The organism is Ruegeria sp. BF8 (assembly GCF_056538625.1).
The window spans coordinates 66,305-87,918 of the sequence record NZ_JBQFTL010000003.1 but is presented as its reverse complement, the minus strand read 5'-3'; the positions used below and the strand labels follow the sequence as shown (position 1 = coordinate 87,918).

At 63.1% G+C, this 21,614-nt stretch carries 19 protein-coding genes; 5 read left to right on the top strand and 14 right to left on the bottom strand.

The genetic code is table 11. From position 1 onward, the window contains the following. Window positions 1-20: 20 nt before the first annotated feature. Both secB and ACR0LD_RS10990 read right to left on the bottom strand, forming a co-directional pair. Window positions 21-521 (bottom strand): protein-export chaperone SecB, encoded by a 501-nt coding sequence (secB, locus tag ACR0LD_RS10995; protein WP_170342607.1) that lies wholly within the window; start codon window positions 519-521, stop codon window positions 21-23. 54 nt (window positions 522-575) lie between these two features. Then, window positions 576-1,070 carry an FxsA family protein gene (locus ACR0LD_RS10990; protein ID WP_170340668.1) on the bottom strand — a complete coding sequence of 165 codons (495 nt, stop codon included), beginning with the start codon at window positions 1,068-1,070 and terminating at the stop codon, window positions 576-578. A 108-nt stretch (window positions 1,071-1,178) separates the two neighbouring features. Between ACR0LD_RS10990 and ACR0LD_RS10985 the strand changes: the two genes are divergently transcribed. The 3 genes from ACR0LD_RS10985 to ACR0LD_RS10975 are packed head-to-tail and all read left to right on the top strand — an operon-like array spanning window position 1,179 to window position 3,462. After that, window positions 1,179-1,838 carry a Tim44/TimA family putative adaptor protein gene (locus ACR0LD_RS10985; protein ID WP_170340666.1) on the top strand — a complete coding sequence of 220 codons (660 nt, stop codon included), beginning with the start codon at window positions 1,179-1,181 and terminating at the stop codon, window positions 1,836-1,838. After that, window positions 1,835-2,875: a murein transglycosylase A gene (gene mltA / locus ACR0LD_RS10980; RefSeq protein WP_480636941.1), complete on the top strand. Its 1,041-nt coding sequence runs from the start codon at window positions 1,835-1,837 to the stop codon at window positions 2,873-2,875. The genes ACR0LD_RS10985 and mltA overlap by 4 nt, the downstream gene beginning before the upstream one ends. Continuing rightward, the gene (locus ACR0LD_RS10975; RefSeq protein ID WP_170361086.1) at window positions 2,875-3,462 is read left to right on the top strand and encodes a Smr/MutS family protein; all 588 of its coding nucleotides are present in this window, start codon (window positions 2,875-2,877) and stop codon (window positions 3,460-3,462) included. Before mltA ends, ACR0LD_RS10975 begins: the two co-directional genes overlap by 1 nt. On the opposite strand, the gene ACR0LD_RS10970 is transcribed toward ACR0LD_RS10975, so the two are convergent. The 3 genes from ACR0LD_RS10970 to hslU all read right to left on the bottom strand — a co-directional run bounded on the left by ACR0LD_RS10970 (window position 3,459) and on the right by hslU (window position 7,181). Continuing rightward, a complete protein-coding gene (locus ACR0LD_RS10970; RefSeq protein ID WP_480637404.1) occupies window positions 3,459-4,604 on the bottom strand; it encodes an MFS transporter in 1,146 nt (381 codons plus the stop codon). The genes ACR0LD_RS10975 and ACR0LD_RS10970 overlap by 4 nt on opposite strands. Before the next feature lie 71 nt (window positions 4,605-4,675). Continuing rightward, window positions 4,676-5,773, bottom strand: a complete 1,098-nt coding sequence (locus ACR0LD_RS10965; RefSeq protein WP_170419728.1) for an alpha/beta hydrolase — start codon at window positions 5,771-5,773, stop codon at window positions 4,676-4,678. Between the two features lie 100 nt (window positions 5,774-5,873). Then, the gene (hslU, locus tag ACR0LD_RS10960) at window positions 5,874-7,181 is read right to left on the bottom strand and encodes an ATP-dependent protease ATPase subunit HslU (RefSeq protein WP_170433522.1); all 1,308 of its coding nucleotides are present in this window, start codon (window positions 7,179-7,181) and stop codon (window positions 5,874-5,876) included. Between the two features lie 200 nt (window positions 7,182-7,381). Between hslU and ACR0LD_RS10955 the strand changes: the two genes are divergently transcribed. Then, a complete protein-coding gene (locus tag ACR0LD_RS10955; RefSeq protein ID WP_170340655.1) occupies window positions 7,382-8,623 on the top strand; it encodes an MFS transporter in 1,242 nt (413 codons plus the stop codon). A 3-nt stretch (window positions 8,624-8,626) separates the two neighbouring features. On the opposite strand, the gene hslV is transcribed toward ACR0LD_RS10955, so the two are convergent. Next, on the bottom strand, window positions 8,627-9,184 hold the full coding sequence (gene hslV / locus ACR0LD_RS10950) for an ATP-dependent protease subunit HslV (RefSeq protein WP_093963878.1): 558 nt from the start codon (window positions 9,182-9,184) through the stop codon (window positions 8,627-8,629). Window positions 9,185-9,379: 195 nt separating this feature from the next. On the opposite strand from hslV, the gene ACR0LD_RS10945 reads away from it, so the two are divergent. Continuing rightward, entirely contained in the window at window positions 9,380-9,574 is a 195-nt protein-coding gene (locus ACR0LD_RS10945) for a DUF1127 domain-containing protein (protein ID WP_170361078.1), read from the top strand. A 129-nt stretch (window positions 9,575-9,703) separates the two neighbouring features. Here the strand turns inward: ACR0LD_RS10945 and trxA are convergent, their stop codons facing one another. From trxA to regB, 8 genes are all read right to left on the bottom strand, one after another. Continuing rightward, complete coding sequence (gene trxA, locus ACR0LD_RS10940) at window positions 9,704-10,024, bottom strand: thioredoxin (protein WP_093963876.1); 321 nt, start codon at window positions 10,022-10,024, stop codon at window positions 9,704-9,706. Window positions 10,025-10,084: 60 nt separating this feature from the next. Continuing rightward, window positions 10,085-13,444: a double-strand break repair helicase AddA gene (addA, locus tag ACR0LD_RS10935; RefSeq protein WP_480636938.1), complete on the bottom strand. Its 3,360-nt coding sequence runs from the start codon at window positions 13,442-13,444 to the stop codon at window positions 10,085-10,087. Next, window positions 13,441-16,368, bottom strand: coding sequence for a double-strand break repair protein AddB (addB, locus tag ACR0LD_RS10930; RefSeq protein WP_480636936.1), 2,928 nt, complete (start codon window positions 16,366-16,368; stop codon window positions 13,441-13,443). The genes addA and addB overlap by 4 nt, the downstream gene beginning before the upstream one ends. Beyond that, entirely contained in the window at window positions 16,361-17,047 is a 687-nt protein-coding gene (locus tag ACR0LD_RS10925; protein WP_480636934.1) for a nucleotidyltransferase family protein, read from the bottom strand. The genes addB and ACR0LD_RS10925 overlap by 8 nt, the downstream gene beginning before the upstream one ends. After that, entirely contained in the window at window positions 17,044-18,048 is a 1,005-nt protein-coding gene (locus tag ACR0LD_RS10920; RefSeq protein WP_480636932.1) for an aminoglycoside phosphotransferase family protein, read from the bottom strand. Before ACR0LD_RS10920 ends, ACR0LD_RS10925 begins: the two co-directional genes overlap by 4 nt. Then, on the bottom strand, window positions 18,045-18,515 hold the full coding sequence (gene tsaE / locus ACR0LD_RS10915) for a tRNA (adenosine(37)-N6)-threonylcarbamoyltransferase complex ATPase subunit type 1 TsaE (RefSeq protein WP_480636930.1): 471 nt from the start codon (window positions 18,513-18,515) through the stop codon (window positions 18,045-18,047). Before tsaE ends, ACR0LD_RS10920 begins: the two co-directional genes overlap by 4 nt. Window positions 18,516-18,556: 41 nt before the next feature. Then, on the bottom strand, window positions 18,557-20,065 hold the full coding sequence (locus ACR0LD_RS10910) for a PAS-domain containing protein (RefSeq protein WP_480636928.1): 1,509 nt from the start codon (window positions 20,063-20,065) through the stop codon (window positions 18,557-18,559). Window positions 20,066-20,131: 66 nt separating this feature from the next. Continuing rightward, window positions 20,132-21,529: a sensor histidine kinase RegB gene (regB, locus tag ACR0LD_RS10905; protein WP_093963869.1), complete on the bottom strand. Its 1,398-nt coding sequence runs from the start codon at window positions 21,527-21,529 to the stop codon at window positions 20,132-20,134. Window positions 21,530-21,614: the final 85 nt, after the last annotated feature.

Below are 21,614 nucleotides of genomic sequence, written 5' to 3'. Positions count from 1 at the left end.
GTCAGATGCGGGTTGCCTGATCACGCCTCGGTCTTGTCGGACGCCTCGGCCTGACGGCGCATCAACTCGTTGCGGTACAGACCGACGAAATCGATGTTGTCCAGGTTGACCGGCGGGTAGCCACCGTCGCGGGTGATGTCGCTGACGATGCGGCGCAGGTAAGGGAACAGCATCCGCGGGCATTCAATCATCAGGAACGGGTGCAACTGATCATTTGGCACGCCTTCCACGTGGAACAGGCCGCAATAATCGATCTCGCACAGGAACAGGATGTCCTCCAGACCCTTGGCCTTGGACTTGAGGTTCAGCTTGATCGACACCTCGTATTGGTGGTCGGCCGAGCGCTTTTTCGCATCCAGGTTCACCTGGACTGAGATCTCGGGCTGCACGTCGCCCGAGACGCCTTTTTGCGCCATCACGTTTTCAAAGGACATGTCCCGGATGAACTGTCCCAGAATGCGCATCTGGATTTGGGGGGCTGCCTGGGGCTCGGTTGTGCCGGCGGCGGTTTCTTCGGTCATGGATCCGCTCCAAAATTTAAATTCGCCACTGCTTATCAAGTTGGGCCGGGCACCTCAATGCTGGTGCGGCCCTTCCACCCATTTCGACGGTTGTGCGGGTTTTGTGCGCACTTCCGAATACTCTCCGTCTATGATGTCATCCCCACCGAACGGATCGCGCGCCGCCCCGTATTGCGGGCCGGGGCCCATCTGGAACTGGGTAATCGTGACCCGTGATTTGAGATACCGAAAAACCGCGGCCCGCACCCCGGGAACCAGCAGCGCAAAGCCGATTGCGTCGGTGAAGAACCCGGGCGTCATCAGCAGAACGCCCGACAGCAGGATCATTGCACCATTGGCCAGCGGTTCGGTCGGGTCGTCCAGTTCGGAAAAGGCGCGCTGCAGCTGACCCATCGCCATGCGACCTTGTGTCCGCACCATTGCGGTACCCAGAACGGCGGTCAAAACCACGATTGCCAGCGTCGGCCACAGGCCGATCAGACCGCCGACCTGGATAAAAAGGGCGATTTCGATGATCGGCACCAATAAAAATGCCAAGAACAGATACATATGCGCTATCCTTTCCCATAGGCCGGGCTGTGGACTTGCCACCAACTGTCACCTACATAGTGGCACGAGGCCGCGTGTACAAAGTCTCGGTGCTGAAAAGAGGACGAAATGAATTCACCCCTGATCCAGCTTCTGGTGCTGGCTGGCATAGCCATCTTCCTGATCCTGCGTCTCAGAAGCGTGCTGGGCACGCGCGAAGGCTTTGAAAAACCACCGGTGCCGCAGCAACCCGACACCGGGAAGTCGCGTCGTGATTTCGAAGTGATCGACGGCGGTCCGGATCGTGACATTACCGACCATGTGCCCGAAGACAGCGAATTGGCGCAGACGCTGGCCGCAATGAAGCGAGTCGAGCCCAGCTTTTCGGTCAGCGAGTTTCTGCAGGGCGCCCGTGGCGCCTATGAGCTGATCGTCATGGGGTTCGAGCGGGGCAATCTGGATGAAATCCAGCCCTTCCTGTCCGAGGAAGTTTTCGAAACCTTCGTGTCGGTTGTCGCCGATCGCGAGGACAAGGGCCTGACGATCGAGGCCGAGTTCATCGGTGTGCGTGAGATGGGCCTGGTGGATGCACAATTCGACAAGGATTCAAACCGCGCCGAGATCACTGTGCGGTTCGTCGGCGAGCTGACGTCGGTCGTGCGTGACCGGGGCGGTGACATCATCGAAGGCAGCCCCAACACGATCAAGCGCCAAAAGGACAGCTGGACTTTTGCTCGCGTCATGGGCGCGGATGATCCGAACTGGCTGCTTGTCGCCACGGACGCATGATCGGAACGCTCCGGTCGCTGATGCTGGTGGCGGTTCTGACCGCCGCCAATGCCGCCGGAGCTGAGGCGACGCGATCCATCCTGTCATTTGCTGACCTTGATGGCTGGGCCGAGGATGACCACGGCGCGGCTTTGTCCGTTTTTCTGGACACTTGCGGGGATCTGGACGATCCGGACTGGCGTTCGTTGTGTGCAGCCGCACGGACATACGAGCCCGATGCCGCGCGCGCCTTTTTCGAACTGTTCTTCCGGCCCATCCTGATCGAGGATGAAAAGGCCCCGCTGTTCACCGGATATTTTGAACCGGAATTGAACGGCTCGCGGACGCGGACTGAAACCTACAGATACCCGGTCTACAAGATGCCGCCCGAGGCGCGGGCGGCTGGGCAATGGCTCAGTCGGCGCGAGTTGCTGACCAGTGACGTGATGAAGGGCCGCGGCTTGGAAATCGCCTGGGTCGATGACCCGGTCGAGTTGTTTTTTCTGCAGATTCAAGGCTCGGGGCGCATCCGTTTGCCGGATGGCAGTTCGGTGCGTGTTGGATATGGCGGGGCCAACGGCCACCCCTATCGGTCGGTCGGGGTTGAGCTGGTCCGGCGCGGTCTTCTGGGTGCGCATGACGTGAGCGCCCGGATGATCCAGTCCTGGGTGCGCAAGAACCCCGAGATTGGGGCCGAGCTGTTGATGCACAACCCGTCCTACGTCTTTTTCCGCGAGGTTTCGCGGGTAGCTGCAGACCGCGGGCCTTTGGGCGCAATGAACCGGTCCATCACCGCAATGCGCAGCATCGCCGTGGACCCGGCCTATACCCCGTTGGGTGCGCCGGTCTGGGTTGAAAAAGACGGCAAGACTCCGCTGCGGCGCTTGATGATCGCACAGGACACCGGCTCGGCAATCAAGGGCGCACAACGGGCCGACATCTTTTTCGGAACCGGGGACGCCGCAGGACAGGCAGCAGGCCGGCTCAAGGATCCCGGTCGCATGATCGTTCTGCTGCCGATCCAACGCGCCTATGCCATGCTGCCGGATGAGTTCTGATGACCCGCCGCAAACTGACTGAAGACGAGATTGAATTGTGGCACAAGGTGACCCGGCAGACCGAGCGGCTGCACCCGGAGATTCCCCAATCCGTTCACCCATCGACATTGCCGAAGCCCAAGCCGCGAAAAACCCCCAAAGCGCGGATAGACACCTTTGAACTGGGTCAGAATGCACCGACAAATGGGCGCGGCCATAGCTTGAAGCCCGCAATCGGCGACAGCCTGCGCGCCGCACCCGTACAGATGGACAGCAAGGCCTTTGCGCGGATGAAACGCGGCAAGCTGAAACCCGAAGGCAAGCTGGATCTGCACGGAATGCGGGTCGACACAGCCCATCCTGCTTTGATCCGGTTCATCCTGTCGGCGCAGGCATCGGGAAAACGACTGGTTCTGGTGGTCACCGGCAAAGGCAAGGACAGGGACGAACCCGGCCCGATCCCGACGCCCCGCGGCGTGCTGCGCAACCAGGTGCCTCAGTGGTTGAATTTGCCGCCCCTCGCCCAAGCGGTTCTTCAGGTCAGCCCTGCCCATATCAGCCATGGCGGTGATGGGGCTTACTATGTGTATCTGAGGCGGATCCGCTAAAGCAGCCGCCGGGCCCTGTGAATACCGATCCAGACTATGCCGCACGTCGCCACGAAGAACCAGGCGATCCACAGGAACTGCGTGCTGAGCGGCACGCCCAGATCGATCAGCCCGCCAGTCAGGCCTGGCCCGACAGCAGATCCCAGCACCATGACGGCGGCAGCCATCGCCTTGATCGCGCCGATGTGACGGGTGCCGTAGAACTCGGCCCAGAACGCGGCGGGCAGCGTGCTGTTGGCGCCGACCGAAATGGCAAGACAGGACAAACCGATTACGGCGCCGGGGATTGTCTGGACAAACGCAAACAGCGCAAACCCGGCGGCCATCGGAAGCTGATAGAACGGCATCATCCGCGCCGTGCCCCATCTGTCCAACGCCCAGCCCGAGGCGAACATCGCCAGGATCGACACCCCGGTATAGATCGGAAACAACGCGACCAGTTGGATATGGGCCCATCCTTTGGTCTGCGCCAGATGGACCTGGTGAAAGAAGAACGCGGTAATGAATGCCGAAGGCCCCATGAGCGCCGGCATCATGAACCAGAAAAGCGAGTTGAATAGCGTTTCGCGCCGGGTCCAGTGCCGCCCAAGCATCCCGGTCGCGCTGGCTTCCCGAGCCAGGCTTTGTGGTGTCCGTTCCTGACGCAGCATCCGCATCAACGCCGGTATTCCCAACAACGCGATGGCGGCGGAGAGCGCCCAAAGAAAATGCCAGTCGACAAAGGCCATGGCGGCGACGAACAGCACGGGCAGCAGGGCCTCACCGACGGCAAATCCCAGCGTTGCGATGGAGAGTGCCCTGCCCCGCGTGGCCGTGAACCACCGGGCCATCGCAACCATGGCAATGTGGCTGCACATGCCCTGGCCGAACAGACGCAGCAGAAAGATCACCACGGGCAACAGGATCACCCAATGATTGACCGCCATCGCGAGCGCAGCACACGCAAGCCCAAGCAGGACGGCCGGACCCAGCACGCGGACACGATAAATATCGGTCAGCCCTCCGGCCCAGATCATGACGATCGCGGAAACAGTCGTGCCCAAGGAATAAAGACCGCCCCATGCGCCGTGGCTGAGGCCGAACTCGGCCCGGATCTGCCCGGCGAAGATCGAAATGAAAAAGGTCTGCCCGAAACTGGACATGAAGGTCAGCAAGACCCCCGCGCCCAACCACGGAGCATTGTCCGCAAGGAAAAGGCGGACACCTCGCCCTATCACGGAGTGCTGACCCGCACCTGCCCGGTTTCGGTCAGAACAACTTCGGTCGCGCCGGCATCGTTTCGCACGGCCGGCGGCACCAGAAGATCAATGCCACCCTGGTCCCGGCCAAAGGTCCTGCTGACCCGGCCCGCCGCGTTGAGAATCGACAGAAGTGCCGGAGATGTGGCGGCCACGAAATGCGAGGACTCCGCATCCTTGTTGAAGGCCGTGGTGTCGATGATGCTGACCGGGTACTGCGCCAGCTTCTCGGTCGAGCTGATGTTGCCCAGTCGCTCGCCTTTGGCAGTTCCGCGCAGGCGTCCGGACACGTTCAAGATCTTGTCTTTGCGCGAGACCATGATCACGAATGGCTCGGGCGGAGATTTGATCACCGCCATCTGCGACCGGAACACGTCAACGTCGAGATCGGGCGAGATCAGCAATACACCTTCCAGATTGCGCCGCGACCAGCCTGGCTCGCGCAGCTCGGCCTGGCGCATCATCTCCATGGTCAGCGCGCCTCCCATCGAGTGCGCAACGATCAGCACGCGCGGGACGCCCAGGGATTTCAGCGTAGATATGGTTTGTTGCAGCCCGTCGCGGGCAAACAGCATACTGTCCAGATCATAGGCATAGCCCGACCCGGCCCCTCGGCTGGGCCAGGAATAGACCAACGTCTTGCCGGGCAGGCCGATGTCGTGAGCCAACTGAGCCGCGCGAAAAACGGTTTCGGTCTGGGTGGCGTTGTAGCCATGAACAAATATCGTGACTTCCTTGGCGCCGTTCAGCCGTGCTTTCAGATCCTGCTCGGACGGAAATTCGCGCACACCGGCCAAAACGAACTGCCGGCTCGGGTTAGGGTCCGAATAGGAAAACTCAAGCGTCCCGGGGCGGTGGTTCGGCGGGATCGAGACGGTGGTTTCGAGGAATTGCAGGCGGTCAGCGCGACGATACCCGTACGAGCCGTCGGCCTCGCGTGCGCGGGTGGTGGCCGCGAACACGGTCTGCGCCGTGCCGACGTCCAACGCCTCGGGCAAGGTGACCGAGATGGATCGGTCAACGCAGCCTCCCAAAACGGAAACGGTGACGAAAACGATCAGATAGCGCAGCACGGAACGATCCCAGACCAACAGTACGTGCTACGCATAGCGTAACCTGCCGACGCGTCCAGATAATTGCGCAGGATCAACCGGCGAAAACCGGCTGATCATGTTACAGAACGTAACGGCTCAGGTCCGTGGATTTGGTCAGCTCACCAAGGTTTTCATCCACAAAGGCCGCGTTGACCACGATTTCCGCGCCGGCACGGTCCGGCGCGACAAAGGACAGATCTTCGAAAACGCGCTCCATCACGGTGTACAGGCGCCGGGCGCCGATATTCTCGACGCTCTGGTTCACTTCGGCGGCGATCCGGGCTAGCGCGGCGATCCCGTCCTCGGTAAAGCTGACGGTAACGTTTTCGGTGCCCATCAAAGCCGTATACTGGCGGGTCAGCGCGTTGTCCGTCTCGGTCAGGATGCGAACGAAATCCTCTTCGGTCAGCGCACGCAGCTCGACCCGGATCGGCAGACGCCCCTGCAGTTCCGGCAACAGGTCCGAAGGCTTGGCGATATGGAACGCGCCGCTGGCGATGAACAGAATGTGGTCGGTCTTGACCGGGCCGTGTTTGGTGGACACGGTCGTGCCTTCGATCAGCGGCAGCAGGTCGCGCTGCACGCCTTCGCGGCTGACATCCCCGCCGCGGGTTTCTGTCCGGGCGCAGACCTTGTCGATCTCGTCCAGAAATACGATGCCATTCTGCTCGACCGATTCCAGCGCCGCGCGGGTGACGGCCTCGTCATCCAGCAACTTGTCGGCCTCTTCCCCGATCAGGATGTCATAGCTTTCGGCAACGGTCATGCGACGCTTGACGGTGCGCCCGCCGAAAGCTTTGCCGAAAATGTCGCCCAGGTTCATCATGCCCATCTGACCGCCCGGCTGGCCGGGAATGTCGAACATCGGCATCGGGTTGGACGTATCGGCCAATTCAAGCTCGATCACCGTGTCGTCCAGCTCGCCGGATTTCAGCTTCTTGCGGAACATCTCGCGGGTGCTCTCGCGGGCGTCCGAGCCGGCGATGGCCTCGATCACGCGGTCCTCGGCAGCCTGATGCGCCTTGGCCTTGACCTCTTCGCGCATGTATTCACGGGTCTGGATGATCGCAGCATCGGCCAGATCGCGGATGATCTGCTCGACATCGCGGCCGACATAGCCGACTTCGGTGAATTTGGTCGCTTCGACCTTGATGAAAGGCGCGCGGGCCAGCTTGGCCAAGCGGCGGCTGATCTCGGTTTTGCCCACGCCGGTGGGCCCGATCATCAGGATATTCTTGGGATAGACCTCGTCGCGGATGTCGTCCGGCAACTGCTTGCGCCGCCAGCGGTTGCGCAGGGCCACGGCGACAGCGCGCTTGGCATCCTTCTGCCCGATGATGAAACGATCCAGTTCCGAGACGATCTCGCGCGGGGTCAGGTCGGTCACAGGGCAGTCCTTTCGATGGTCGGCAGTCAGCTGCGGCTTAGGTAAGCACGGGGTCGGCAAAAACAACCGAGACCGCACATTTGGCCGCGTTGGTTAACAATGACCCGGCGCCAATGCAATTCTTTCCTGACCTCCGTGTTGGGAGATTTCGGTGTCCTCTGATAGGGTTGGCGGAATGTGCGCGGGACCCGGAGCGTGAAATGACAAAGATTGCCAAGATTACCCTGCTGTTCGTGGTGTTCGTGGACCTGATCGGCCAAGGGCTGGTTTTTCCGATCATCAACTCGCTGATCATGGAGACGAAATCGGGCTTTCTGCCGGCAAGCACGTCCATGGGCAGCCGTCACTTCTACTACGGTCTGGTGATCGGGTGTTTCTTCCTGTCCTGGTTTCTGGGCGTCGTCTATGTCTCGAAAGTTTCGGACTCCATCGGGCGCAAGAATGCACTTCTGGTCTGCCTGGGCGGCGCGCTGGCCGGCTATGCGATCACCATTGCGGCGCTGTATCTCAACAGCCTGATCCTGTTGATCGTGGGCCGGTCGATCACCGGGTTCACGGCAGGAAACCAACCCATTGCGCAGGCGGCCATGATCGACGGCAGCACGGATGCGGCCGATCGTGACCGGAACATGGGTTATATCGTGACAGGGGTCAGCTTTGGCCTGGTCGGCGGCCCGATCATCGGAGCGGTCCTGTCGGATGCGGCGCTGTTGGGCAGCGTTGCCACGCTCAAGACCCCATTCTACGGCGCGTTTGTCCTGGTGCTTATCGCGATCCTGCTGGTGCTGTTCTTTTTCAAGGATACCCGAACCGAACGCGAACCCTTCGTCTTTCGCCCCCGCGATGTGACCGACAGCCTGGTCGCCGTACGTGGCCACCCCATGGTTCTGAAGATCCTGCCCGTCTACGCGTTCTTCATGATCGCGAACGTCACCTTCTACGTGTTTGTGGACAATTTCTTGACCAGCGCTTTTGGTTACGGCGTGATCGGCGGCAGCATGGCCATGGTCGTCATTGGTGTGGCGCTGGCCTTCTCCAGTACGTTTCTCGTGAAACCCGCGCAGGAACGGTTCAGCAAGCACAACATCATATATGTTTCGCTGATCGTCATGGTGATCTGCGGCTTTGCCTTTGCCTTCAGCCCCAGCGGCGTGCTCAGCTACGTGCCGGTTTTCCTGTTCTATTTCCTGTTCGGCGTGGCCTACCCGACCCTTCTGGGCCTGTTCTCCTCGTCGGTCAGCGAGGCGGATCAGGGCTGGGTCATGGGCGTAACCACGGCCGTGTTCTGCCTGGCGGGTGGAATCATGTCGCTGATCGGCGGCGGGTTGATGAGCATCGATATCCGCCTGCCCTATTACATCGTGATCGCCTCGGCCATTCTGGGGCTGATCGGGATGCACCGCCGGTGGAAGGGCAAGGAGATTTCGGCCCTGCTGGCCTGACCCCTAGCCCGAAATGCTCTCAACCGTCAGGTTGCCGTTGGTGTAGACGCAGATGTCGGCGGCAATTGCCATGGCCTCGCGGGCAACCTCCTCGGCCGACTTGTCGCTGTCCATCATCGCGCGCGCGGCTGCCAGGGCAAAGTTGCCACCCGACCCGATCGCCGCCACGTCATGTTCCGGTTCGAGCACGTCCCCGGCCCCGGTGATCACGAACAGGTCACGGCCGTCGGTGACGATCAGCATCGCCTCAAGCTTCTGCAGGTACTTGTCGGTGCGCCAGTCCTTGGCCAGTTCGACCGAGGCGCGAGCCAGTTGACCGGGCGTGGCCTCCAGCTTGGCTTCCAGCCGTTCCAGCAGTGTGAAGGCATCGGCGGTCGATCCGGCGAACCCGGCGACGATCTCGAACCCGCCGGGCGACAGGCGCCGCACCTTGCGGGCGGTGCCCTTGATCACGGTCTGGCCCAGGCTGACCTGCCCGTCACCCGCGATGACGATCTGGCCGCCTTTCTTGACGCCGATGATCGTGGTGCCGTGCCAACCGGGAAAGTCGTTCTCCGCCATTCAAGCCTCCGTATCCGTTGATGCCCTATATGGGCCGGAGGCGCGATCCGCGCAACCCGTTCTCAAACTGCCCAAAAGATATGCAATCCGTGCATCACGGGGTTGTTGGACCAGCAATTGTGAGTCGCCTGTCGCAAGACTAGATGAGGCTTACAACCGACACAGGGTCGGCTGTTTCAAAAAAGGAATGCGCAAATGGCAACCACCGCAAACATCCATGCGCCGCTCGGAGCAGCTACCATCCTGCGTGTAGTGGACGGCATCTCGCACGCTTTCGAAGCTGCCGCCGAATGGAACACCTCCCGCAAGACCCGCAAGCTGCTGTCGCAACTGAGCGATGCCCAGCTGGAAGATATCGGTCTGGTCCGCGAAGATATCGCCAAGATCTGAATTCAGACCGAATTCGACTAAAGACGAATGGCCGCTTGGATTTCCGGGCGGCTTTTTCTTTTTGCGCAGACCATGCACAAAAAAAGGCGCCCGATGAGGAGCGCCTTTTTTGTTGAGTTCCGTTCGGTATTAGATGGATTCGTCGATCCAGCTTTGCAGGGCGGCCTTCGGGGCAGCGCCTGCGCGGTTCGAAACCACCTGACCGTCCTTGAAGATGAACAGCGCGGGAATACCGCGTACGCCCATGGCTGCGGCCGAGTTGGGGTTGCTGTCCACGTCGACCTTGGCGATCTTGACCTTGCCGCCATATTCGGCCGCCAGCTCTTCCAGAGCGGGGCCGATCTGCTTGCAGGGTCCGCACCACTCGGCCCAGAAATCCACCACGACGGGGACGTCCGAGTTCTTGACTTCGGCGTCAAAGGTTTCGTCGGTTACGGCTACGGTCGACATATTCTGTCTCCTGAATGACATGCGGTTGGGAGTCGAACGTAGGTGCGCCAATTGGGGAGGTCAAGATATCTGGGCCCGCACCAGCGCATCTGTCACAAGATCGTGTGGCAGCCACATCAGGCGCGCCGTCCGCGTCCACAAAATCGCGGTGCGGATCTCGCGGCCGGGATAGATCTGCGACAGCGCGGCGGCATAGGCGCCCATCTGGCGCAACAGGCCCTCGGGGCAGGTCTCGGCCCGATCGGGAACCGTGGCGTTTGATTTGAAATCAATGACTTGCACCACGTCATCTGTCACGATCAACCGGTCGATCACCCCGTGGATCCGGCGACCGTCCAGAGTGGCCGAGACCGGCACCTCGGCCAGCGCGTCCGGGGCAAAGACGGGGGTCAGGTCCGGTGCGGTCAGCACGCCCGCCGCCTCGGCCAGAAGGTCGCGGCGGTCACCGTCCTGCATATCGGGCAGAAGCCGGGCGCAGAGCTGATCCCACCGGTCGCGCGGCGCCTGGGCCAAATGTTCGAGCAGCAGGTGCAGGCGGGTGCCGCGCAGCTTGGCGGCCTCTTCCTCAAGTCCGGTCTCGCCCGGCAGGGCCTTGGCCCCGCCCAGATCGGACGGGCTGAGCGTCTCGGCATCGGGCATCGGCTCGGGCGCGGGCCGGTGGAACAGGTCCGGCAGGGTATCCTGCACCGGTTCCGGGGTCGGGCGATGGTCCAGCGGCAGACCCTCCCAATCGCCATGCGCCAGACGGCGGATGCCGGTGCCGGGGGTCTCGGTGGCCCCTGCCCGGCCCATCGCTTCCTCGACCAGTTGGTACCAGCTGGACCCGTCCCGGCCCAGATCGCCGGCCGCCGCCACGATCAGCCATTTCTCGGCCCGGGTCAGCGCGACGTACAGCAAACGCAGCCGCTCGTTCTCCTCGCGTTGGCGCGCGTCTTCGCGGGCGCGGGCGACAAGGCTGGGCGACAGGTCGGTGGGCACCTTCCACAGCGGCATTCCGTCGGCGACCATGATCTCGGCATCGCGAGGCGGCTGCCGCTTGCCGGTGTCCGGCAGGATCACGATCGGCGCCTCCAGCCCTTTTGAGCCATGCACCGTCATCACCCGGATCATGTTGCCCACGCCGGTCATCTGGCGCTTGATCTCAAGGTCGTCGGTCTGCATCCAGACCAGGAAACCGGTCAGGCTGGGAATGTCCGACCGCTCATAGGCCAGCGCCTGTGACAGCAACGCGTTGATGCCGTCCTCGGCCTCGGCGCCCAGGCGGCCCAACAATTTGCGACGGCCGTCATGGCGGGTCAGCACCCGTTCGATCAGGTCGTAGGGGCGCAGAAAGTCCACCTGCCCGCGCAGATCGTTCAAGACAGCCAGCGTTTCGGGAAAATCCCCGGCTCGTTGGCGCAGCGCCGCCCACAGGTACTTTTCCTGCCGGCGATGAGCGAGGTCGAACAGCATCTGCTCGGACCAACCGAACAGCGGCGATTTCAGCACCGTGGCCAGCGACAGGTCATCCTCGGGCGTGGCGAGAAAGCTCAGCAGCGCGGCCAGATCCTTGACCGCCAGTTCCGCGCCCACCTTCAGCCTGTCGGCCCCTGCGATCGGCAAACCTTGGGCCTTGCAGGCGCGGATGATCTCGGCGAACAGGTCCGAGCGGCGCTGCACCAGGATCAGGAAATCCCCCGGCCGCACCTTGCGGCGCACGAACGTGCCGCGCGTGGGGCCGTCTTCGGGGATGGTTTCGCCGGCGTCGATCATGGCCTTGATGCGCGCGGCGATCTGGTTGGCCAGGATCACCGTGTGATGTTGCGCCGCGGGCCGATCGACCGGATCGGTCCAGTCGCCCTCGTCCGCGTCCTCGACCTTTTCCACCACAGGCCACAGATCGACCCGGCCCGGCAGATCGGCCTTGAAGGCGCGGTGCTGAGATTCTTTCTGAAACCCCGCCTCGGCGCGGTTTTCGAACAGGATATCGACCAGCGACAGGATGGCGCTGGAGGAGCGGAACGAATATTCCAGCGTCCAATCCCACAGTTTAGAGCCTGATTCCTGCAGTTTCCGCCCGAATTCGGCCTGCATCCGGTCAAAGGCCTGCGGGTCGGCCCCCTGGAAGGAATAGATCGACTGTTTCTTGTCGCCGACCACGAAGATCGTCCGCTCGACCCCGGACCGGGCGCCCTCGCCGCTGGTGAATTCCTGCGCCAGTTTCTCGACCACATCCCATTGATCGGGGCTGGTGTCCTGCGCCTCGTCCACCAGGATGTGGTCGATGCCGCCATCCAGCCGGTACAGAACCCAAGCGGCCACCGCCGGATCGTTCAGCAGCAGGCGCGCGCGCAGGATCAGGTCGTCGAAATCCAGCCAGCCGTGCAATTGCTTGCGGCGCTCATATTCCGGCAGGAATGCCGCCGCGAAGCGGTGCAGAACCATGGACTTGCGCGCAGCTGCCAGCGCCAGTCGTCCTTCCCGCGCGGCCTCGACCCGCCGCATCAGCGCCTCGAGCGGATCCATCTGCCCCGCCAGAACCCCCTCGCGCAGCGCCTTGGTGGGAAAGTTGCCGATCTTGGCGGTAAAGGGCTCTTTGGCGGATTTTCCGGTCAGAAACACGTCTTCCAGCACCGGCAACTGACCCAAGGCGGGTTCGGTGAAGCCCGACAGTTTCTCGGCCGCCTTGGCGTCGGTCTTGCCGCCGCCCGCCAGCGCCGGAAGGATCGACCGGATCAGCTCGACCTCGCCGCCCAGAAACACCTGCGCCAGCAGCGCGTCCTCGTCGAAACCCTCGGGCAGGCCAAAACGGGCCAGCACTTCGGGCCATTGCAGCGCGGGCGTGAACAGGGTGCGCTTCTGGGCGATTGCGGCGGTCAGCTTGTCAAAGCCGGTATCGGTGATGTGGCGGGCCACGTCTTCGATCAGGCGGGCCTGCGGGCCTTCGGCGAAATCCTCGACGATTTCCTCGCGCAGCAGGGCCGCGGCACGGTCTTCCATCTCGGAAAACTGCGGGCTGACCCCGGCCTCGAGCGGGAACCGCCGCAGCAGCGAGGCGCAGAACGAGTGGATCGTCTGGATCTTCAGCCCGCCCGGCGTTTCGATGGCGCGCGCGAACAGGGTGCGGGCACGGGCCAAGCGGTCGGGGTCGATCACCCCCTCGACGCCTAGTTCGGTCAGTTGCCGCAGCAACGCCGCGTCGTCCAGCATCGCCCACTCGCCCAGCCGCTTGAACAGGCGGTTCTGCATCTCGCTGGCGGCGGCCTTGGTGTAGGTCAGGCACAGGATGTGCTGCGGCTGAACACCGTCCAGCAGCAGCCGCGCCACGCGGTCGGTCAGAACCCGCGTCTTGCCCGAGCCCGCATTGGCCGCCAGCCAGGTCGACGCATCGGGCCGCGCCGCCTGAACCTGCCGTTCGGTCGCTTCGTCGCGCGGGGTCATGTCAGATCCTCGGGCTTGGTTTCGGCGGTGCGGTCCCATTCGCCGAACCGCGCCAGGTGGTCATAGTCGCCCACGTCGCTGTCCTTGTGCATCATCCGGCGCGACGAAAACCCCTGATCAGGCTCTAAATAAGTGGAAATCAGCTCCTTCAGCTCGGCCAGAACCCTGTCGGGCGGCTCTTTGTCCAAGGGTGCCGGGACCTCTTTGTAGGTGCCGCCCATACCGATGAACACGGCGTTGGCCACGGCCATCGGGTCAAATCCTTCGATCCCGCCCTGCTCGGCCATCGCGGCCTCTATCAGCAATTGCTTGTCGAACTTGGCCTGCTGCGACTCCGAGGGTGGCGTGCCGGTCTTGTAGTCGATGATGGTCAGCGCGCCGCGGCTGTTGCGGTCGATCCGGTCGGCGCGGCCATTCAGGGCGAACCCAAGCGGTTCCAGCGTCAGGCGCATCTTGGCCTCGAAGGCGATCGGACCGCCGTCGCTGCGGCGGCTGATCTCGGCGCGCAGAAAGTCATCGGCGATCCGCTCGAGCCGCGCCAGCCACAGTTTCCGGGCGGTGGGCCAGGCGACATGCTGATCCAGCAGCGCCTCGGCCCGTTTCAGGAAGTTGTCGCGGGTCAGCAGCGCACCGTCCAGCACGCTGTCCTTGACGAAATGTTCCAGGATCTCGTGGATCACGATGCCGCGCAGCAGGGCGTCGGGCGCCTGTACCAGTGGGTCCAGCGGTTTCAGGCGCAGGACGTGCTTGGCATAGATCGCATAAGGGTCGCGGATCAGCCGCTTGATCTCGGTCACCGAAAGGCGGCGCGGGCGCGCGGCCACCGGCGGGCGCGGTGAAGGACGCGGTGCGGCGGCGATCCGGGGCGCCTGTTCCAGCATCTCGGACCAGCGCAGCCATGTCTTGCCCCGGTCGCGCATCTGTTCCAGCGCCGCGCGGCCGCCCTGATCCGGCAGGCCCTGCAACAGGTTGGTCAACCGGTTCAGCCAGCGTGACGGCACGGTTTCGGCATCATCCGAGCGGACCGCGCGGGTCAGCCAGACCTCGGTCGCGCCGATGGCCTGCTGGAAATCATGCGCCGACAGGCCGATTCGCCGTTCCGGCAGCAACAGGCCGGCACGGTCGCGCATCTGGCGGTTCAGCCAGGGGTCTGGCGCGGGAGCCTCGGGCCAGCTGCCTTCGTTCAACCCGCCCAGGATCAGCAGGTCGGCACCCTGAACGCGCGCTTCGAGCGTGCCCCAGATCATGATCCGCGGGTGGGGGGCGTCGCGGTCGCGGACCTCTTGCCCGGCCAGCAGCGCGCCCAGCAGATCGGCGAAATCCAGCGCCGTCATCTCGCCGCCGTGCTCGGCCTCGTCTCCAAGTCCCGAGATCACCGCCAGCGCCGATTGACCTGCGTTCTTGTCCCACAACTCGCCCGCGCCGTCGGTTCCGGCGCTAGCAATCGCCTCGGCCAGATCGCGCAGGCGCTGCACCCAGTCGGTCAGGGGCAGGGTGCCGCTGATCTGCTGGTTGCAGAAATTGCGGATCAGCCACAGGGCCCACGCATCCGGCACGTCTTTTTCGACGGCAAAACCTGTCAGGCTGGCGCTGTCGGGGAAGGGCGGGCCGTTGCGGCGCAGGTGCAGTTCCAGATCGCGGCTGTGCAACAGATGCGCGCCGCGGTCGCCGGCGCTGTGACACAAAGGGTGTTTCAGCAGGGTCAGCAGTGCCTCGGCATCCAGACGGCGCGCGAACAGCCCGGCCACATGGCGCAGGAACCGGCCCGGTGGCGACAGTTGCAGCGGTAGGCCGGCGCTGTCATCGGGCAGGATGTTCCAGCGGTCCAGCGCGGCGCTGACCTGGCGGGTCAGCATCCGATCGGGGGTGATCAGGGCGGCGGTCTGGCCGGTCTCGGCCGCCTGCCGCAGGCGCAGGGCGATGGCCAGCGCCTCGGCCCGGGGTGATTGCGCCTCGACCAAGGTGATGTCGCGAGTCGCGGCATCGAGATCGCGCAGCTGCGGGCCTTCGCTCATCCAGGCATCGGTGATCGGGGCAGGGCGCAATGCCAATGAAACCAAACGGTTGCGCGCGGGCGAGGGGGGCTGGTCCGGGGTCCAGGATGCGATCTGATCCGGCCCTATCCCCAGTTCGGTCATCAGCTTGCGGAACCGGTATTGCGGGTGATCCTCCGAGGTCATTGCCGAATCCAACCGTTCCCAGACATGAGCGGGTTGGTCGAAATCGTACCCCGGCAGGATCAGCGCCCCCTGCGGCAGCCGCGCCACCGCCTGCATCAGCATCAGCGTGGTCCCGCGCGAGCCGGTGGACCCGGCCAGGATCACGGGGTGTTGCGGCGGCGCGTCCTGCCAGCGGGCGATCAGGTTCTCGACCACGCGGCGTTGGCGGGCCTGCACGTCCAGACTGCCATTCTCGGTCTTCAGGAACTGGTCGGCGATGCCGATGAAGGCCTGCGTCCGTGCCCAATGGCCCGACAGGTCAGTCACGTCCAGTTGCCGGATCGCCTCGGGCGGGACGCCTTCGCCCTGCATCTCTTCGATCAGGGCAGCGAGGCTGTCGGAAAGGTCAAACAGCGACGACCGCGCGGCCAGGTCCGGTTGCTGGTCCAGCAGTCGCGCCACCAGCTGCGTCAGTTCCAGCCGGCGACGCAAGGGCGGTACGGCGGGCGGTACACGATCAAGATCGACGCTTTCGCCCAGATCGGTGACCAGCGAAATGCGGGGCAAGAGGCAGGGCGGACCCTTATCGAACAGCTCGCGCACGCGGCGGGCCATGCGGCGGGTGTTCAGCACCAGTTGCACGCGGGCCAGCGCCTCGGGCGGGTGGCCGTCGCAGCGCACCCGCAGCCCGCGCACCAGCGCCTGCGGAAAATCCGCGCCGGGCGGCACCGCAAAGACCCGGGGGGTGGCGCTGGGGTCAAACATCGGCCAGCATCTCCTCGGCCAGGGCTATGCCTTCGGGGCGGCCCACATCGCACCAGCGCCCGGGATACTGCAGACCGTACAGCCGGCCATCGCGGTGCATCCGGTCCCACAACACATTGAGCGAGAATGCTTTTTCAGGAATGTCCGCCAGACCGTCGGTCTTCAGGATCTGAATGCCGCCATAGACGTGACCCGGCCCGCGTTCAAGCCGGCCTTGGGGGTCGATCCTGAAATCTCCGAGGCCTGCATGTCCGATCGTCTGTGCGATCGGCACGCAGATCAACAGAGCGTCCATCCGCGCCGGATCCCAAGCCGCCTTCAGCAACTCCAAAGGGTTGGGCCCGGACCAGATCGCATCGGTGTTCATCGTGAAAACCGGCCCCGGACCCAGCAGCGGCAGGGCCGCGCGCAATCCGCCGCCGGTTTCCAGGATGTCCGGCTGTTCGTGTGAAAGCAGGACACCACGTGGCGCCAAATGATCTGTCAGCTGATCAGCCAGGTAATGCAGGTTCGCGACCACCCGGCGCGGCCTTAGCGCATCCGTCAGGTCCAGCGCATGGTCGATCAGCGGCCGTCCGGCCACTGGGATCAGCGGCTTGGGTCGGGTGCGGGTCAACGCGCCCATGCGGGTGCCGAAACCGGCGGCAAACAGCATGATGGCCTCGGGTGTATCGGTCATCCGGCCCTCAGCCTTGCAAGGTTTTCGGGCGTTGGGGATGGCAGCGCCTGCCGAACCAGATCCGCGACCGAGACCAGCGCCGGATGCTCGAGATCGCGCATCAGATGAGCCCAGGCCGCCGGGATAAGATCCACGTAGTGCGGTTTGCCATAGTCGGTGGCAAGGCGGGCAAATCCCCCCAGTATCCGCAGGTTGCGTTGGGCGCCGAGGACACTGTACGCCGTGCGGAAATCGTGGTCATCCACACCTGTTGCCGTGATGTAGCGGTTGACCATGCTCATTTCGATTGCGGCGGGCACAGTGCGGCGGACATCCTGCAGCAACGACATCAGGTCATAGGCGGGATGGCACAGCATTGCGCTTTGAAAATCCAGCAGACCGACCCGGCAGACCCCGTCGCGCTCAGGCAGCCAGATCAGGTTCTCGGCATGGTAGTCCCTTAGGGTCACCACCCGCGTGCCCGAGGTTTCCTGCAGCAATATGTCGGCGAACCGATGCTGAAAACGATCATGGGCGTCTTGGTCATAGGCGCCTTGTATCCCTTGGGCATATTTGGTGAAGGCAAGAGCCGACAATTCCGCCATGAGGGACGGGTCATAGCTGTCCAATGAGGGCAGGGGCCCAGAGTGCAGATGGATCAGCACGTCGGTTGCGGCCTCGTACAATTCACGCTCGACCTCCGGCTGCTTCTCGATCAGGCGGGCAAACAGGTCGTCGCCGAAATCCTCCAGCAGGAGGAACCCGTTCTCGGCGTCCTCGGCAAGAATCTCGGGCGCGCTCAGACCGACGGACCGCAGGTATTCTGCCACCCTGACAAACGGTTCCACGTCTTCCCCCTTGTCCGGGGGCGCGTCCATCAAAACGGCGGTCCGCCCGGTATCCGGGTCGGTCAGGCGTTCATACCGGCGGTTCGAGGCGTCTCCAGCCAGCGGCGCGCGAGAGGCTTTGGCCCAAGGGGTCCGTGCGACCAGCGCCTCGGCCAGAACTGCGCGGTTGGTCATGCGATCCTCTTCAGTTTTTCGGTCCACTTGGGGTCGGACCACGTCAGTGTCAGGTGTCGGGTTTCTTCGGCAGCGGGGTCGGTATGAAACTGCACCAACAGGGCCGAGGCCGGTTGTAGCGGACCCAGCTTGTCAGGCCATTCCACAAGGCAGATCGCCGTATCAAAGGCCCCGGTCAGGCCCAATTCCTCGATCTCATCCACCGAGGTAAGCCGGTACAGATCGGAGTGCCAGATTTCGCCGGCTTCAACATCGTAAACCTGAACCAGCGTGAATGTGGGCGATGGCACATCTTCGGGCACAGGCAGTGCCGATTGGATCAGATTGCGTGCAAAATGGGTTTTGCCACTGCCGATTGGGCCGTCCAGCAAAATAACGTCGCCGGGCGCCAAATGGGCGGACAGGCGGCTGGCCAGATCGGCGGTTTCTTCCGGTGATGTCAGAGTGATCGAAGCGGGCGAATTCATGGCGCCACAATGAACGGGGGCCGAACCCTCTGCAACCCGGTTCAGGCGGTGATCTGCAACATATCCGGCGTTTCTCCACGCGCGTGTTCGATCGTGAACCGTACGATGGTTGCGCCATTCTGGATAGGGCTGACCGTACACAAGAGCCGGGTGCCGTCGCGCTTGTACAGATCAGAGCTCCACTCGGCCCGGTTGTTGCGCATTTCCACGAAGTCCCGAATGTCACCCAGAATTGGATTGGCCTGGCATTGCGACTGCCACTGGCGCGTGACGTCCAGAACCGTGACTGGTTCAAAGCCGACCTCGTCCGAGTCTCCCCACAGCAGCTGGTAGGCGTAGTTGGTGAAGGCCAGTGTCCCGTCATCGGCAAAAACTGCGACGGCGTCCGCAAGCTTGTCGAGGATTGACTGCATAAGGTCCATCTCGGACCGGAACCGGCGGGTCAGGGTGATCTCGGCCGTGATGTCCTCGAACAGAAAGGCGACGGCGCCGTCGGGATGGGGGCGACCGCTGACCGAATAGACTGAGCCCGACGGCAGTGACCAGGTTTCCTGATAATTTCCGTCCTCAGCCGCTTCCAGAAGATCGTTCATCTGCCGGCGCCAGCTGCGGTAGTTCTTGGGTTCGGGCATCATGTGCTGATCCCGAAGGCGGTCAAAGAAGCTTGAGATATTCGGCCGGCAACTCAGGAAGTCGGGCGGCAAAGCGGTCAGGTCGATCAGGGCGGGGTTGAACAGCGCCAACTGGCGGTTTCGATCAAAGATTGCCAGGCCGATCGACAGCTGCGCAAAGGTTTTCGTCATCGTCTGGACGAATTTGCGCTGGGCGGTCTCGGCCTCGACAATGGCGTTTACGTCGACCGCGTAATGCAGGTGACCTTCGTCCAGCGCCACACGCGTCAGATCAAACCACAGCTTGCTGCTGCTGTCCTTCACCGGAATTGACACGCGGGTCTTCTTGCCGGGCCGCGCGTCTTCGGTCAGTTCAGGGAACATGGGTTGGGTCAGATCCGTGTCCTGCCCGCGCGCCTTGCGGGCCAGCGCGACATAGGCGGCGTTGCACCATCTAACCTTGTTGGCATGATCCAGAAGCCACACGGGGTAGGGCGCGCGATCCATGGCGAGGCGGATCGGATCGTTCGGATCCCTCCTTGTCGGTTCGGTGATGCCGGTCAGATCACGCAACTGCACCCGGACGATGCCGTCGATCCATTCACACCGAACCTCGCGCTCGACCGTACAATCTATGGCCGAAACCACGATATTGCCTTGCTGGCTGACGGTTTCGTAAGTCTCGGGGAAGGCCGGAAAGTCGCGCTGCAGCAGGCGCCTGAGATCATCCCAGTCATTCACCGCTTCGAACCCGGACAAGGCGATGTCGGAATGGCTGATCAGGCGGCTTCCGTTGAACAAAAACACCGCATCCAACAACGAAGCCGGCGCAGACAAACCAAAATTGTCACCGCGCCGCGGACGGCGCGGCATGAGCCACTGCAGGGCAAAGCCCGACGAAACCAGGCTGATCGCCGCAAGTATGATCCAGTCGGCCACAGTGCCGCCTACCCCAAAAACAAACCGGACCCGATTTTGCGCTTAAATAGTTAACGGTGTCTTAACTCAGACCTGGAACCGTTCGTTCACGCCCGACGGAACCGGGTTGTCGCCCGTCTGCGCATCGATCAGCTTGCGCGGCCATGTCACCAGCACGATTGCGCCGCGTCGCTCGGCCTGGTCCGTCACCGCCTGGTAAGGGTCTGACCCATTTGCAAATTTCAGTTCGGCGCCGCTGCGCTCCAAGAGCGTCTTTGCGATGAATAGGCCCAACCCCATACCCTCGTATTCGGGGCGTGTGCGCAGATCGCTTTCGGCGCGTCTGCGGCGCATGAACGGGTCACCGATACGGCCGATGATGTGTGACGGATAACCGCGCCCGTCATCCATGATGCTGACGGTGATCCGGTCCGGCGTCCATTCGGCCTCGACCCAGACTTGTGCGCGGGCAAAGTCCACGGCGTTCTGGATCAGGTTTCGCAGGCCATGAATGATCTCGGGCTTGCGCAGGATCGAGGGCTGCTGGACATCCCCGTCAGGCCCCGGGCCTTCGTCAAAATGTACCTGTTTGCCCCTGTGTATATGGGGCTCGGCCGCCTCGTGGATCACGGCGGACAAAGGTGCCTGGCGCAGGTGCAGGTCATCTTTGCCGGCCCGACCCATGTCGCGCAGGATGTCGCGGCATCGGTCGGCCTGTTCGCGGATCAGGGCGGCGTCTTCTTTCAGGTCCGGGCGGTCGTCCAATTCTTCGATCAGTTCCGAGCTGGTCAGCTTGATCGTGGCCAGTGGGGTCCCCAACTCGTGCGCGGCGGCGGCGACAACGCCGCCGAGGTCGGTCAGCTTCTGCTCGCGCGCCAGGGCCATATGGGTGGCGGCCAGCGCCTCGGACATCGACTGAACTTCGGCGCTGATGCGGTGCGAATAGGCGCCGATGAATACGATCGCGATCACGATGGCGGCCCAGTTGCCGAACAGCAGGATGTCGGGGATGTCCAGAACAAGGCCGAGATCGGTGCGCAGCGGCAGGTGAAACTGGGCCAGAAGCGTCGCCAGCACGATTGCGGCGCCCCCGATGATCAGGGTCGACCGGGTGCTCATGACGTTGGCCGCAATCGTCACGGGGCCCAGCAACAGCAGGGCAAACGGGTTGTTCAGACCGCCTGTGAGATACAGCAGGAAAGCCAGCTGCAGCAGGTCGAACATCACCATGAGGAAGTTTTCGAATTCCGACAGGCGCTTGTTCTGCGGGAACAGCAGGATGGCGGTCAGGTTGCCCATGACCGAAACACCGATGGCAAGGTAGCACAGCCCAAGCTCCAGCTGGACGTGATAGGTCTGCTGGGCAACGGTGATGGCCGTGATCTGGCCGATGATTGCCACCCACCGCAGCAGGATCAACGTGCGCAGCCGGATCCAGCTGCTGCGTTCCTGTCCGCGCCAGAGGCTGGTGTTGGAATCCGTCATCGGGCGATTATGTCCTGTTGCGTCCGCTGGTCAACTTGATAGGTGTCCCGGCCGAACCGATCAACAACCCCATGTGTCAGGAATT